16 protein-coding genes are annotated in these 14,676 nt (G+C 61.6%); 8 read left to right on the forward strand and 8 right to left on the reverse strand.

The window, feature by feature from the left end:
- Positions 1–167 precede the first annotated feature (167 nt).
- Positions 168–1,052: a hypothetical protein gene (locus CH289_RS27375; RefSeq protein ID WP_094729027.1), complete on the reverse strand. Its 885-nt coding sequence runs from the start codon at positions 1,050–1,052 to the stop codon at positions 168–170.
- Positions 1,053–1,257: 205 nt separating this feature from the next.
- Between CH289_RS27375 and CH289_RS27380 the strand changes: the two genes are divergently transcribed.
- From CH289_RS27380 to CH289_RS27395, 4 genes are all read left to right on the forward strand, one after another.
- On the forward strand, positions 1,258–1,719 hold the full coding sequence (locus CH289_RS27380; protein WP_094729030.1) for a helix-turn-helix domain-containing protein: 462 nt from the start codon (positions 1,258–1,260) through the stop codon (positions 1,717–1,719).
- A 1-nt stretch (position 1,720) separates the two neighbouring features.
- Entirely contained in the window at positions 1,721–2,629 is a 909-nt protein-coding gene (locus tag CH289_RS27385; RefSeq protein ID WP_094729032.1) for a zeta toxin family protein, read from the forward strand.
- 290 nt (positions 2,630–2,919) lie between these two features.
- Positions 2,920–3,270: a hypothetical protein gene (locus tag CH289_RS27390; protein ID WP_143545137.1), complete on the forward strand. Its 351-nt coding sequence runs from the start codon at positions 2,920–2,922 to the stop codon at positions 3,268–3,270.
- A gap of 74 nt (positions 3,271–3,344) precedes the next feature.
- Positions 3,345–3,644, forward strand: a complete 300-nt coding sequence (locus tag CH289_RS27395; protein WP_094729036.1) for a hypothetical protein — start codon at positions 3,345–3,347, stop codon at positions 3,642–3,644.
- 59 nt (positions 3,645–3,703) lie between these two features.
- On the opposite strand, the gene CH289_RS27400 is transcribed toward CH289_RS27395, so the two are convergent.
- Positions 3,704–4,252, reverse strand: a complete 549-nt coding sequence (locus CH289_RS27400) for a recombinase family protein (RefSeq protein ID WP_094729038.1) — start codon at positions 4,250–4,252, stop codon at positions 3,704–3,706.
- A gap of 183 nt (positions 4,253–4,435) precedes the next feature.
- Here CH289_RS27400 and CH289_RS27405 point away from each other — a divergent pair, with 183 nt between their 5' ends.
- Positions 4,436–5,479 carry a hypothetical protein gene (locus CH289_RS27405; RefSeq protein WP_094729039.1) on the forward strand — a complete coding sequence of 348 codons (1,044 nt, stop codon included), beginning with the start codon at positions 4,436–4,438 and terminating at the stop codon, positions 5,477–5,479.
- A 45-nt stretch (positions 5,480–5,524) separates the two neighbouring features.
- On the opposite strand, the gene CH289_RS27410 is transcribed toward CH289_RS27405, so the two are convergent.
- The 3 genes from CH289_RS27410 to CH289_RS27420 form a co-directional block, all read right to left on the reverse strand.
- Entirely contained in the window at positions 5,525–5,740 is a 216-nt protein-coding gene (locus CH289_RS27410) for a hypothetical protein (RefSeq protein ID WP_143545138.1), read from the reverse strand.
- A 162-nt stretch (positions 5,741–5,902) separates the two neighbouring features.
- Positions 5,903–7,048: a hypothetical protein gene (locus CH289_RS27415; RefSeq protein ID WP_143545139.1), complete on the reverse strand. Its 1,146-nt coding sequence runs from the start codon at positions 7,046–7,048 to the stop codon at positions 5,903–5,905.
- A 501-nt stretch (positions 7,049–7,549) separates the two neighbouring features.
- Positions 7,550–8,263, reverse strand: a complete 714-nt coding sequence (locus CH289_RS27420) for a hypothetical protein (protein ID WP_143545140.1) — start codon at positions 8,261–8,263, stop codon at positions 7,550–7,552.
- A gap of 589 nt (positions 8,264–8,852) precedes the next feature.
- Here CH289_RS27420 and CH289_RS27425 point away from each other — a divergent pair.
- Complete coding sequence (locus tag CH289_RS27425; RefSeq protein WP_094729047.1) at positions 8,853–9,080, forward strand: hypothetical protein; 228 nt, start codon at positions 8,853–8,855, stop codon at positions 9,078–9,080.
- Here the strand turns inward: CH289_RS27425 and CH289_RS27430 are convergent.
- From CH289_RS27430 to CH289_RS27440, 3 genes are all read right to left on the reverse strand, one after another.
- On the reverse strand, positions 9,056–10,135 hold the full coding sequence (locus CH289_RS27430) for a hypothetical protein (RefSeq protein WP_032364200.1): 1,080 nt from the start codon (positions 10,133–10,135) through the stop codon (positions 9,056–9,058). The genes CH289_RS27425 and CH289_RS27430 overlap by 25 nt on opposite strands.
- A gap of 317 nt (positions 10,136–10,452) precedes the next feature.
- Entirely contained in the window at positions 10,453–10,803 is a 351-nt protein-coding gene (locus CH289_RS27435) for a helix-turn-helix domain-containing protein (RefSeq protein ID WP_094729049.1), read from the reverse strand.
- 13 nt (positions 10,804–10,816) lie between these two features.
- Positions 10,817–11,929: a tyrosine-type recombinase/integrase gene (locus CH289_RS27440; RefSeq protein WP_032405569.1), complete on the reverse strand. Its 1,113-nt coding sequence runs from the start codon at positions 11,927–11,929 to the stop codon at positions 10,817–10,819.
- Between the two features lie 213 nt (positions 11,930–12,142).
- Here CH289_RS27440 and CH289_RS27445 point away from each other — a divergent pair, with 213 nt between their 5' ends.
- Positions 12,143–12,373 (forward strand): heavy-metal-associated domain-containing protein, encoded by a 231-nt coding sequence (locus CH289_RS27445; RefSeq protein ID WP_032364250.1) that lies wholly within the window; start codon positions 12,143–12,145, stop codon positions 12,371–12,373.
- A gap of 34 nt (positions 12,374–12,407) precedes the next feature.
- Positions 12,408–14,576 carry a heavy metal translocating P-type ATPase gene (locus CH289_RS27450; protein WP_094729051.1) on the forward strand — a complete coding sequence of 723 codons (2,169 nt, stop codon included), beginning with the start codon at positions 12,408–12,410 and terminating at the stop codon, positions 14,574–14,576.
- The last annotated feature ends 100 nt before the right edge of the window (positions 14,577–14,676 follow it).

The raw sequence follows: 14,676 nt of genomic DNA on the forward strand, positions 1-14,676 counted from the left end.
GTCTGGCGCTGCGGTTGCCTACCTCAGCTCTATCGACGACGTGCGCTATGAGCGGCTTCGAGATGTGTACCGTGCTCACCGCGCAAAGTGAGGAAACGAACAATGTAGTCGCATTGCTCTAACGCGCAGCGGACCAATCGCTTCGCGAGGCGAAGAATCCCGAACGTTTACTGTGACAAGTTCTGTTCACCAGGGGTAGAGCGAGGATCACTAGGTTGCGCAGATAGATCCCAGAGCGCGTGACGTCCGTCGGACTGAACGTTGTGATCGGCGAAACGAGGACCCAGCTTGGGGTCAAGGTCGAAACCGGCGTTCTCGGCGCAATTAATGTACTTTTTGCGTAGATCTGTCAGTAGGCCGCGACCTGTCGCGTCCAAGTGGGTGACGTGCATGGTGATGAGAACGAGGCGCCCGTCGGGTAGGACAAACCCGTCGACGATGCCTGCGTCAATCAAGTAGTTGGCCGGCCCCGCGTCGATCAGCCGCATCCCTGGGTCGCCAATTGCCACTCGGAATTCGGTCACAGTATCGATTCGTTCTGGTCTGGCGATCCAGCGGACCTTCTCGTAGTCCTCCCATCCCGAGTTCGGCGACAGGCGGACGTCTTCTGTCGGCACCATGATCGTGACGAGGTGTGTCCAGCCAGGAACGAACGGTGCGGGACGGTCCCATGCGCTGATGCGGCGGTTCTCAGGATCAGGCCGTTCGACCCATTTGGCACCGGGGTGGTCGACCGAAGACAAGTGAAAGATACAGCGACCGCTTTGGTGAAAAGAGAACTTGGCCATGTTCTTCCATGTGCGGATCGAGGCGTAGACGTCGAGCTTTCCCTTATTGGCCCATACGCGGAAGACGCTGGAGCACTCGCCGGGTCGTCCAACTGCGAATCTAGCTGCGGTTCGCTTGGTGACCGATCCGAAAGTGAGAATCGGCTCGCTGGCGGGGGTGAGCATCCGGACAGTCGCTCGGAGCCTGTCCGATGAGAGGTCGAAGACGAGCCCAGCCGAGACGATGTCGTCAATCGCGATGCGCTCGTTCCCGTTGTGTGGCATAGCCCAGGAGAATAGGTCGAAATTCATTCTATGCGGGCGTATCAGGCCGCGACGCAGATCGTCGAGGCGGATTTGGGGCTCGCCGATGGCGCATGTCCTGGACCCAGTGGCGGGTCCGGGGCATTCGCTCCTTCCAGCCCTCGGACACCATCTGCTGGCCCCTTGCGCCGGGGGTATAAGATTACTTATATCGAAGGAGGTAGTCATGTCCGATTTGTTGGAACGTGCGCTTGAGACGACCATGACGACATCCAAAGCGCGTGGCGCTGTCGATCGCATCGAACATCTCCGAAGCGTGCGGCAGCTCCATGAGCAGAAGAAGTGGACGCAGACACGTCTGGCAGAAGCAAACGGGGTCAGCCAGCCCGCCATCTCGCAGTGGTTGAAGATGGCGCGCATCGATGCGCCGGATGTGCGGCCAGGTCTGGCTGGCGGTACCCCATACGAAATCGCGGCACGCTACGCAGCGAAAATGCTTGATCGGAAGACGATGATCGAACAGCTGTCGACATGGGTCTACGAGACGGTCGAGCAGGCTCCGGTCGGCGAAGGCGATGTCCCACGACTGAATTTGTCGGGGTTCAACCTCCAGGTCGGCCGGGCATTGGACGAGCGTTTTATCGACGAGGCCGACTACGACCGCATCCTCGAGGCAGTAGCAGACTGACTTGGCCTACGAAGCAACAGAGGACCGCCGGGCGCGGCTGGAAAGCTTGTCGACGCCCGTCGGCCCGCTCAATATCGACGCCCCGCTGTCGACCGTCAAGGATCGGCGCCATTTCCGGACAGTAGCTGGCGAGCTGGTACCCACAGCGTCGCGTAGAAAGCTGCACGCAGCCCTACTGGGCATATGGCGCGACAGTTGCAAGGATGTGCGGAATGCGCGCAGGGCGAAGCTCTTCGCCGGACCGCCCGCCGCGGGTAAAAGCACTTTGATGCGGGCATCGGATACACATTTCGTAGAGCATCGTCGCATCGATGCCGACGACTTCAAGGCGCTATTGCTTCAATCTGCAGTGGAGGACGGCTCAATCGACTCTCTGGTACCGCTACCTCTGAGAGACAACTTCGGAGAACGGTTCCACCCGCTCGAGCTGTCTGCCCTAGTGCACCGCGAGTCGACGATCCTTCAAGAGCGTGCCTTGAGCGATGCGATGCGTGCTGGAGAGAACATAGTCATCGACGGGACGCTGGGCTACATGCCGTGGGCGAAGGGCCTGGTTCGGCAACTGGGGGACTTCGGTTACAAGATCCACGTGATCGACGTCGAAGCCGAGCAGGAACTATCACTGGCACGCGTCGTCACACGATGGAGAACGGGCTACGAGAAGGCGGTTGCTTTCCCTCATGATCCAGACGCGGCACTGGGAGGCCGGTGGCTACCTGCGTCGGCAGTGACTCGGCTCTTTCCAACAGGGCCGGCACGATCGCATTGCGAAGTCAATGCGATCGAGATCGTCAACAGCTACTCGGAGGTTGTGAAGTACGACCTGTACAGAGCGTCCGCCGATAGTTTAGCCCCGAAACGCAAAGCTTCTTGGTCCAGAACTGACACCGGCGAGTGGATAAGCCTGTAAACCTATATGCAACGAGCGATCGCAAACAAGCGCAGTAGTCCGGTCCTCGACACACCACAGGAACAACCAACTGCATCCGATCAGACCGCAACCACCGACGAGTCCCATACTCGTGAACTCGCCGAGGCCGTCCGATGACCAGTCCCGAAGAACTGCTCGCTCTCGTACGAACCAAGCACGGACGCCACCTGGAGCGGCTGCGCCGTACAGCTCTCAGCGACGCCGGCTCTGCAGTCGCGATGAACCGCACGCGAACAGGCCGCAACACACCCCGGTATGAGGCTCGATCCGTGCTCGACAAGATGCTCGACGTCCGCATCCTTGCTTCCCGCGACCTCATAAATGGAGACCCCGGCTTCGTCGGGGACTATCCGACCGGCTCGAAGCTCATGTTCGTCTCGCTCAGCGCGCGCCACGCCCGCACCGGCAGCATCGCCTCAATTGACCCCGACGAGGCAGACGCCTGGGGCGCCGCACTCGCACCGCAAGGTTACGAAGAGTTCGTCCTCAAACTCGGCCAAATCGCCACGTCCCCATCGAAAGCCACCCACTACCGACAGATCGTCGGCCCGGACAACCACCTGTGCGCGATCGACGAACGCGACCGCACGTCGATGCTCGCCAGCGCATTCTTCATCTGAAGCAAGGTCTGCTTGTGGTTGTCGGTATGCAGTTCAGTGCCCGCGTATCGCCTCGGTGTGGTTACGTCGAACCCGTGATCGACAACGAAGGGCACCCACTCACCGACGCCTACCTTCTGGACCGAGTCCAAGACATAGGGGCGCTGGTCATACGCCGCGAACCGGTCGAAAGCCTGGACTTCACTGCCTGGCGATCACAGCTACGAGCCGAAGCGAAAGCTCGCGGATTCCGGATCCACACCCACCACACCGGTGACGGCGCGGTCATCGTCAGCGACCCCGATCACGTCGTCGACCGCCAGCGGCTACGCGCAGCGGTGAACGCACTCTCGACCGAGTCCGATCCAAGCTCGACCGACCACCAGACCTCGTAGGGGAGTGCTCTGTCACCAGGAATGCGTCTAGTGCGTCTAGTTCACGCGGCAAGCCGGGACTACTTCAGATACCGATACAGCGTCGACCGAGAAACACCCACGACATCGCGGATGTCGGTCAGCGACATACCACCGGCACGCATTCGCTTGGCCTGCTTCACCTTTGCATCCGACATCTGACGGGGCCGACCACCCACCCGACCCTGCGCACGCGCGGCCGCCAACCCGAGCTGCGTACGCTCACGAATGAGGTTGCGCTCGAACTCCGCCAGCGCTCCGAAAATCGAGTAGATCAGCTTGCCGCCCGACGTCGTTGTGTCGATTGACTCCGACAACGACCGAAAACCGATACCGCCGGCTTCCAGATCCTCGACAGTCTGCAACGGGTGGGGGAGGGACCGCGCCAACCTGTCGAGCCGCCACACCACCAACGTGTCGCCGGACCGCAGATGCGAAAACAGATCCGACAACTCCGGCCGCGACGTCGTCGCACCGCTCGCAGTCTCCACCCACACCCGCGAACACCCCGCAGCGCTCAGAGCATCTCTCTGCGCACCGACACTCTGCTCGGCCGTCGACACCCTCGCATACCCCAAAAGCTCGCCCATGACGATCCAGTGTGTCAAAACCCAACATTACGAACCATTTTGCAGGTCGGGTTTTGGACACGACCTTTGACACATGGAACGGGCGTCGTCGACGTACCAAGATCCTGATGTGTCACAAACGATCGTTTATGACACGCCTAATTCTGGTAGGTGACGGTAGAGCCCGAACCTCACTGGACTACTGTGGCGAATCCGCAGGCCGAGGAAGAGGCGAAAATGGAGAGTGTCGAACGGCTTGTTGTGCAGATCTCAGAATCGAACCGGTTACTTTGTCAGGGCGGCGTAGCTCGCTGGCGTATCAGCCTGATGCTTCTCGACAACACGGCCGAACTATTGCTCAGGCGAGAGTGCAACAGCAAGCTCGCGCTCAACTACCTTGGGCGGCAGTTGTATGAAGAGGTGCGCGAAGCCATGCATCGCGGTGAAACCCACCAGGCGACATCGCCGCGTGCCGCCCCGGGCCAGACACCCCGCAAGCTCGCCGACATCGAAGCAGAGCTGAAACGCCAGACCGTTACGGAGAAAGAACAGAGCGAGATCGTCGGCAAGTTCGTCCCCAAAGTTCTTTATCTGCAACGGAATAAGCTCTTCAGTGAGTCCCACGCAGCCGTTCTGACGCGCCTACACCGCTACCGCAACGAGATCTATCATGAAGACAAGGTCAGGCCGGCCACCATCGAAACGGCGGCAAAAATCTACACATACGTGGTGTGTGACCTCATGAAGCGACTCACATCGCTTCCGGAACCAATCGAGATCGGCGCTGTAACAGCGGAACTCGACGCCCTATATCCAGGCGAACGCCACCACTCCCACAAGCTCAGTAGTTACGCAGAGAGCCTTCTGGCGCAGTCACCCATCGACGCACCCGAGAAGCTTGCCGAGGCACTGTCCGAACACCTACTCGACAGGTTGGAGAAGCTCGACCACGACCTCACTTACGTTGCCTCGAACGGGGGCGACGACAGACAGATAGTCGGCGAGCAAACGCGAGACAGAACGCTCAAGGCCATTTTCTCCAGAAGTGCGGAGACCAAGAAGGTCAAATACAGCAAGGTGCGACAGTGGAAAGGGATGGCGCGCAACCTAGTTCGTGCTACAGACTACGTGAACGCATTCGAGAAATTCGCCACAGCCGAGGTTGAGCTCGAGGTCATTGAAGATGAGGTTTTGCACGCAGTTCGATTAATCGATCAACCGGCCGCAGACATCGAGCTGTGGATATAGCGCGGGGCAGCATCAGATGGGCAGGCGGCTGTGTGACGGTATCGATCACCAACGGGAGTAGCCAACACGAGCCTGCATGGTGTCGGCATCATCGAGCGACTGGAACAAGTCGGCAATCAGGCGGTATGCAGGTTCGAGGATCGACTCCTCGATCTTCGCTACCGACGCCGAGGTCCACCCCACAATCCCGTCAGGACCTTCGGTCGTGTTGCCGAACAGCTTCACCAACGCGCCGGTAGCCGTCCTCGACAAGGTCGTCATCCGTGCACCACAGTTCCTTGCTGGTGGTGGCCGCACGGGGTGCTATCTTGAGCTACCTCCTCGGATCGGCAGAGTCGACTCGGGCATCTGAAATCATGCTATTGCACATCGAGCCGGACAGCGATCGGGCTCGATGTGCAATGGGTGAACTGACTTACCGCCTTACTGCTGGCGATTCGTGAGCAAGCCCAGTGACGTGAGCACCTGTTTACGACGAACCGGCATCGAGAACGTGCCCTCCGCGAGACCATTAACACCTTCGGCAGTAGCAGTCCATACAACCTCCACCGACTCGCGGTCTACAGCCCCCGGAATCAGCAAAACAACGTCAACCGGCTCGCTCTTCCACGCAGTCCGAGGCCGAAGGCGCTCCAACTCGATGGTCACGACCACCTCGTCACCGACGTTCTCCCACTCGACCGGATAGCCGACGGGCTTCAAATCGGAGAAGTCGTAGCCGGGCTTCAAGAAGCTGTAAGTCGGAGGCGACACCAGCGGTGTCGAACCCGGCAATCGTGGTTTTTGCAGCGCGAACTTTCGTGGATCGAACTCGCGGCCTACCTTTGGCTTCGCGCCACGGACCCCTGGGAACCTCAAATCGATCCGCACGGACTTGAGGAAATGATCCGATAGCTGTTCAACACTGAGACGCACGGGTGTGAAAGCCCACCCGGCCAGGTACTGCACGGATTCCCGCCACGACTCACGTACCGCGTCAGCCCACTCATCGAGCGTCGATTTCCATTCCGCGTCCGACGGCAAGGTCGACGGTGAGCCAAATTGGATCAGGTCGGAGCCTGACCGCTTCCTGCGCAGTTCCTTCATACCTTCGTCGATAACGTTAGATATGTACCGGTCCCGAGCGATGTCGTAATCATCGAACGTGACTACCGACGACTCGGGCGTATCGAAAGCGAAGTCGAACACGGATGCAGCAGTTGGAGCAGTGGCCGACGACGTCGGCGTTCCAGCCTTTGGGAGCGTCTTGGTGAAGTGGTCATTGACATCGAATTCGATCGCACGACCGACCAACTCACGCAGCCCTGTGGGTGAGTCGAATGTGTCCCACAGGCCACCCTTCAGGTTTTCCTTGAACTTGGCTAGGCTGTCCCACTGATCGCGTGCGGCCTGCTCGCGCAGGTCGGGAGTGTCGTTCGAGAAGAAGATGTGCAATCGGCGTCCGTTCGCCAACGTCGTCTCGATCTCTTCCGCTGTGCCCGACACCGCGCGTGGCGTGGGAGATCCGAGCTTGTGCCGGAACAAAGAGATCACGATGTCGGCATCATTGACCAACTGATCGTTGATCATCGCTTGCCCATCACCTCCGGTCGCGAACAGCGACACCGCATCCGTCGAATAGTGTCGAGGAACCAACACGAAACCCGCCGACACTGCTCGACGGCTGTTCCACTTGTGCACCTCTTCGATGGCGGCCTTCACCAGGCCCTCAGTGTCACTGGGACCAGTGAAGAGAACAGATAAGCCGGTGCACGAAAATGGCATACAACCCAGTATTCACGACCGTCCGGATTTGCAGGCAAGCCACCGCTCGAAAAAACCTCGAACGCATCCACCACCACACTGCCGCTATCCATCTAGCGCCAGTACAGTGCGCACAAACGAAACTGAAACCGTTGCGAGAGAACAACTGAGTCGGTACCCACTGCCATGCTTGCCGTCATGCGAATACGAACCATCGACGGTCCACCACTACCCGCCGAAATAACCGAACAGGCGGCCCGTGCAATCGCCCTCACCACCCTGCAGATAGTCGACCAAGCACGCAGTGAGCCAGCCGTCGGGGGTCGATCAGGCGCCGCCTGTAGGCCGGTCCACTGACTCCAATGCGTCCGCAAGCCTCAGAACGTCCCTATCGCGATCGTCGAGAGCCGCGACAGCCCTCGCCGTCAAATCATTGAACGCGGTGCCGAATTCGTCGATCGGCGAGTCTGCATAGTCACGTAGTTCCGCGTCCTGCAGCCTGGCTCGAACTGCGTACTCAAGATGGTCACGGGCCTGCCTCATCGCCCGGTGAACGGGGTTGAGCGGAATACGTGTCGAGTCGTACCCAGCAAGACGCAACTCAGAAGTGAAGTCATTCTTACTGTTGGCCGCCGCTACGACGTCGACGAGATACGAGTCGACTAAGGCCCAACTACGGTCCGGATCGGCGACAGCAAGTCGCGGTATCGCATTCCTCGTCCTCCCCACGGCACGGGCGAACTCCGCATAGAACGCCAGCATCCGGGCAAACAGTGCACCGTCCCGATCGCGCACGTTCCGAGCGTTCACCAGACGCTGCTCCGCAAGCCACTGATCACGCTTGAGCTGCAACTCATCCCGAGCCTGATCCTTCTGCACCTGGATCTGCTCGTCGAACTTCTCCCGCTCGGTCTTCATATTCTCCTGCTGACCATGAAACGCGATATAGGCCGCAGTGATCAGAAACGGCCCCGCCACGAACCCCGCGATCAACGTCGCCTGCGGCTGAGTCAAATCCCACTCCATCAACGGACCCCACACGATTCCTCCCACGATCAGCACAACAGGGACACCGAACGCCAACAACACACCACGAACCCACTTCATGCCTTGGCATCATGCCTTGCTCCAACATCGCCCATGTTGGTCTGTCAACATTCCACGCCACCCCGACCGCCGAATTCGTCCCATTGCTGCCGCGACACCGAGCGTTGCCGGTCTCCGTCGCTCCCGCACAATCACGCTGCGAGCTCCACAGGTGGGAGGTGGCCACCCCGCTGACGTCGACGAGCGTGATGCATCCCGCCTGCCGGCGGTGCCGGCCACCCTGCGGGCGTCCCCAGAACCGAACTCCGCTGCGCTCCGCACCGTGAAAAGACATTCGATTTCTTGTCGCACATCTGGCTCCCGGCGATACTGCATCACCCGGGCCCGCCGCCTCAACCCCGCGCTCCGCTGCGCTACGGCCGAAGGCTCCGAACACTTTTCGTCCCGTACTCGCTGCGCTCCCACGAAAACTGTCCGGCCGCGGGGTTGCCGTGCGCTGCTGTCTCTCCTCACGCCAGATGACGGCGACAAGAAATTGGCAACAGCAGGCCGGGGGACCGGTCACGAGGGAGAGGGGCCAGTCATGGCATCACGGACCAAGACCAGCACAGCGGACAAGGCCGATGCACGCCGCGAGCTGGCGGCATCACTGCACACCTCGATCACCGACAAGGTAGCCGAGCTGACCAGCTCCGACACCTGGCGCGCGTACCTCGATCACGTGGCCTCGTTCCACTCCTACAGCACTGGCAGGGATGGTGTATTCGGGGGTGCGAATGCCGTCGCTCAGGGTCGGCGGTCGGCGGCGTAGTTTGCCCATTGGCCGTTCGTCTTGAAGGTGTGTTTGGCGACGGTATGAGCGTTGAGCCCTAGGATTCCCGCGAGCACACTCGGCGGGAGCTCACGGGCTAGCTGTTCGGTGGCGGACAGTCGTAGCTTTCGGGGCTCGATTCCAATGGCGCGCAGCCTGTTTCCTAGACTGGTTGCACTCAACGGTTTGCCTGCGTGGCCACCTGCGAAAAGCCATGTCGTAGGTAGTTGTTCCGCAGTTCCGGTGCGCCGCTTGAGGGGTAGATTTCGGGCGATGGCTGCGAACGGATCTGGCAGGTCGAGGACGTCGGTGGGACCGAGTCGTAGACCTGTGGTTGTCGCGGTGGCGATCACGTCGGCTGTGGTGAGGCTGACGATTCGCCGTAGCGGCTGGGCGTAGAGGGCGACCAGCGCACCGGCCAGTCGATCTACCGGGTCGAGTGACTCGTCGTGGATAAGGCGCCGGCCGATCTGCCAGCGATCCTCGGCGTCGGTCGGTAGTTCTGCATGGGCTCGACGCTCTTTCGGGAGGGCAATCTCTTTCGATAGGTGCCGTGTTCTTTGTGCCCAGCTCAAAAACGGGCGGATGTGCCATCGGGACGCACCGGGCTCTGCGAACCAGGCGTCAATGTCGTATTGCGCACATCGAGGCATCTCGGTTCCTCGTCGTTCGAGTGTGTTGAGGAACTGAATGACTTGGAGGATCTGGCAACGTGCGTTCTGTACGGCGGTGCCGATCGGTCGGTGCGTTTCGAGTCCGCGCAAACGCGGCAGTACAGCCCAGTGCGTCCACTGGCTAGCGAGCTTGCGATGGCCTGTGTCGAGTCCGCTGAGGAGTTGCGGGAGCTCCGTCTCGAGCCGCCGGAGACTACGGTGCACGTCGGGGTCGAGGATGCCCGTAGCGATGAGGAGTGATCGGAGGTAGTCGACCGACTTGGGCCGAGGGAGCAGGTCGAGTGATTCGTGCGTGAGGGGAATGGTGCCGTCGTGGAGGCCGCGCAATAGGTCCGTGTTGCGGTTCAGCCATCGCCGTGTGGTCGTCGGTTCAGCCTGCATTATGGCGTCACGAAGTGGTTCCAGGAGCCCGTCGGCAGTCGGTGGTAAGACGTGCTCGAGGTGGCAGCGGAGCGCGCATCGCGCGCACATGCGTTCGCCGTCCATGGCGATCAGGGGCTGACCGACGCTGGGGCACCGCGGGCAGCTTCGCTGCGCCTTCTCGCGACACCATCGGCATAATGCGTTGTCGTCCAACAGCTTGTCGGGTTTCGTGCAGCCGGTGCACGCGCCGCGATGCTGTCGTCGTCTTTTCCTGCAGCGGTCGCACACCCGGACGCGGTCTACGACTGAATTGCACAGTACACAAACAGTATTGATCACTTCTTACGTTTGATTTCCGCTCGCCGTGGTGTGCGCGTCTTCGCGTCGGATGGTGTTGCTGCGGTCTTGTGCCGATGGGTAGTTGTACCGGTCGCTCGCACCGTCGCCCGTTCGGCGACTGGTTCGATCAGATCGTTCGGTGTGCACGAGAGTATGTCGCAGAGCGCCGCGAGGGTACGCAGGCTGAGGCGTTCCGGCGTTCCAGTGACCAGGCGATACACCTGAGCTTCGGACAAACTGATCCCGCGCTCGGCAAGCAGCGGTCCCAAACCGGTCGTCGCGAATATTCCCCTCTCGGCCAACAGTCGGCGTAGGTGCCAGTCGTAGTTCAAGCGTGGCTGTTGCATCCCTGTCTCCGTCCTACTCTGCGGTGAACGCTCGGTCCAATGCCCGTCGGAGGGCATTGTTCTTGTAGTCGGTGCCGACGCTGGTGTAGATCGCGGTGGTAGATCCCCAGGAGTGTCCGAGTTGTTGCTGAACAAACAGGTGGTCGAAACCGTCTTCGAGTAGGTGTGTCGCATACGAGTGCCGTAGGCAGTGCGGACCGAGATGCTTCTCCAGTCCGATTGCGTCCCGGTACTCGGCGAAACGGTGCGAAATCGACTCGGTGCCGACGCGTGCCCGACGTTCTGTCGGCCACATGGCGAGATGGTCGGTGTCGTACAGGGGCCGAATCTCGGTGACCCACTCGGCGACGGCTTCGGCGGCCCACCCCATCGTGGTCAGTACCGTTCGGCGGCGCGGTGGCCCTCCATTGAGGGCTTTGCCGTAGCGAACCGACAATGCGCCATGGCGGCCGAACTCTTTGGCCGCGGAGTTCGCGGTCCAGTCCACGATGTCCAACATCGCTGCCTCGCGGCGACGCAGCCCCCAGGCATAGATGACCTTGAACAACGTCGCGTCTCGGTAACTGGCAAGCCATCCCTTGCGGCCGGACAACCCAACCCGGTTCACCCGCTCATCGCAGTAGTCGAAGAAGGCCTGTAACTCGTCCCTCGTCAGTGGCCGGTTTCCTGGTCGACCTTCGTACTCCCCGCGGTGGACGACGGTGTTCCATTCGTGGAAAACCTGCACCGGGTGAACGCGAAAGTATCGCTGACACACTTCATCCCACCGATATCGGACATCAGTGATGTAGGCGCAGAACAGCGACGCGGCCATCTGGTAGAGCCGCACAGTCGAGTGAGCGACCCCCGAATCGACAAGATGTGCGGTCCACTCCTCGACGTCCATCGACGACCAGTTCCAGGGGTAGTCGTTCGTGAATGCGACCAGCCTCCGCACGATCTGTGTCCGTCGCTCGATCGTCAAGTTTGCGAGCATCCGCGCACGTTGCTGCGTCTCCCATCCGTCGATCATTCCTTCCAGGACCGTTTCCTCCGGAACCAGTAATACGACGCCATCACTGAGGAAGCGGTCGGCGGAACCTTTGGCGTCGGACGCGGGCTTTTTGGCAACAGGGTCGACCGGCACTGGATGAATGTAACAGTCATTCGATGCATGTTCACGTGATGCTCTTCAGCTGCTGATGACCGACGAGCCCGCGGCCGCCCCCGGAGATCGACGCAGATGCAAGTAGGCGGTTGTGACATGGATGCCCCCTTTTCAACGGTACGGGGAGGGGGTATGGTCCGAATCGTCGCAAGATACCCCCTGGGGGTATCGTTCAGGATGAAGGAGTACCTCATGATCACCACGAATTACCGAGTCACCGGCATGACCTGCGGACACTGCGAGGCGTCGGTCCGGGAAGAAGTCGGTGCTGTGGCCGGGGTCGACACGGTCGAAGCATCGGCGTCGGCGGGGACGCTGACGGTGACAAGCGCCGATGAGCCCGACCACGCCCAGGTCGTCGCCGCCGTTCGCGATGCCGGATACACAGCCGAACCGCAACCCGCAGATTCACGCACCGCGTAGCCGCTGAACTCGGTGGAGAGAAGGATTTCCCGCGATGAACAACCACACACATGCCGATGTCGGCGTGGCCGAGACAGCGGGCACACAGTCGGGCCACGACCCGTCTGGACACAGCGCAGCCCACACCGGACACGGCGAGCAGACTGAACACGAAGGCCATACCGGGCACGGTGGCCATGCCGGTCACGGCGATCACGTCGGCATGTTCCGTCGCCTGTTCTGGATCATGCTGGTCCTCGCCGTCCCGGTGATCGTTGCCTCGAACATGTTCGCGATGCTGCTCGGATACTCGCTGCCCGACGCAGCGTGGATCGCGTGGGTCTCCCCGGTACTGGGCACCGTGATGTATGTCTGGGGCGGTTCCCCGTTCCTCACCGGCGCAGTCAGCGAAATCCGTTCACGTGCACCAGGAATGATGCTGCTCATCGACCTGGCCATTACCGTCGCATTCGTTGCGTCGATGGGAGCGAGCCTCGGCCTGCTCGATCATCAGCTCGACTTCTGGTGGGAACTTGCCCTGCTGATCGTGATCATGTTGCTCGGGCACTGGATCGAAATGCGATCCCTCGCTCAGACCACCTCCGCCCTGGACTCGTTGGCAGCACTGCTCCCGGACACCGCCGAACGCGTCGACGGCGACGACGTAGTGCAGGTATCCCCGGCCGAGCTGCAGCTCGGTGATCTCGTCGTCGTCCGCCCCGGCGGACGCGTACCCGCGGACGGCACCATCGTCTCCGGATCGGCGAGCATGGACGAATCGATGATCACCGGCGAATCACGCACCGTCCGCCGCAGCGACGGCGACCAGGTCATCGCCGGCACTGTCGCCACCGACTCCGGTCTCCGCATCCAGGTCACCGCGGTCGGGGAGGACACCGCCCTCGCCGGCATCGGCCGCCTGGTCGCCGACGCCCAGAACTCGACCTCGCGCGCTCAGCGCATCGCCGACACCGCCGCCGGCTGGCTGTTCTGGTTCGCTCTCGGTGCCGCGATCATCACAGCCGCTGTATGGACTCTGGTCGGGATGCCCGACGACGCCGTCATTCGCGCCGTCACCGTGCTGGTCATCGCCTGCCCCCATGCGCTGGGCCTCGCGATCCCGCTGGTGGTCTCCATCGCCACCGAACGCGCTGCCCGCGGCGGCGTTCTGGTCAAGGACCGGCTCGCACTCGAAACCATGCGCACGGTGGACACCGTGCTCTTCGACAAGACCGGGACCCTCACCAAGGGTGAACCCACCGTCACCGCAATCGAGGTGACGAACGGGCGCACCGCCGACAATGTCCTCGCTTTGGCTGCTGCCGCAGAAGCCGACTCAGAGCACCCACTCGCACGCGCCATCATCGGTGCCGCACGATCACGGAACCTGACCGTCCCGGCGGCCACTGACTTCCAGTCGTCCCCCGCTGTCGGGGTCTCTGCGAATGTCGACGGCACCCGCATTCAGGTCGGCGGGCCCGCGCTGCTCGAGCAGGAACACGGATCCGAACTCGCCGTCGCCGACCGGTGGCGCGGCGACGGGGCGATCATCCTGCATATCCTCGCCGACGGGGCCGTGATCGGTGCACTCGCGCTCGCCGACGAGATCCGGTCAGAATCACGCACCGCGATCGATGCACTCCACGCCCGCGGAATCACCGTCGTGATGATCACCGGTGATGCCGATGCTGTCGCGAAGTCCGTCGCCACCGAACTCGGTGTGGACCGCTACTTCGCCGGGGTGAAGCCGGAAGACAAGTCCCACACCGTCGCTGCACTCCAGGGCGAAGGACGTACGGTGGCGATGGTCGGCGACGGAGTCAACGACGCACCGGCGCTCGCGCACGCCGATGTCGGTATCGCGATCGGGGCCGGCACCGACGTCGCTATCGCATCGGCCGGAGTGATCCTCGCCAGCGACGACCCGCGGTCGGTGCTGTCGGTAATCGAACTCTCGCGCGCCTCGTACCGAAAGATGAAGCAAAACCTCTGGTGGGCAGCGGGATACAACCTCATCTCAGTCCCACTCGCGGCAGGAGTGCTCGCACCGGTCGGGTTCGTACTGCCCATGTCCATCGGCGCGATCCTGATGTCGCTGTCGACGATCATCGTCGCCGCGAACGCGCAGCTGCTCCGGCGACTCGACCTCTCACCCGACGCCATCGCCGGAGCGCTGAACGAGGGGAGTTCCAATCCTGCGTCGCAGAGCGAACGGGCACTGTGAGAGCTGATCTCGTACTGGGAACGCAGCCCTGACGACTGCGAGACGCTGATGGCCGCATCCTTTCCGCCGGAGAGGATGCGGCCATCGTTGTGTGGCGGGC

The sequence above is a fragment of the Rhodococcus sp. RS1C4 genome, from assembly GCF_002258225.1.
GTDB lineage: Bacteria > Actinomycetota > Actinomycetes > Mycobacteriales > Mycobacteriaceae > Rhodococcoides > Rhodococcoides fascians_E.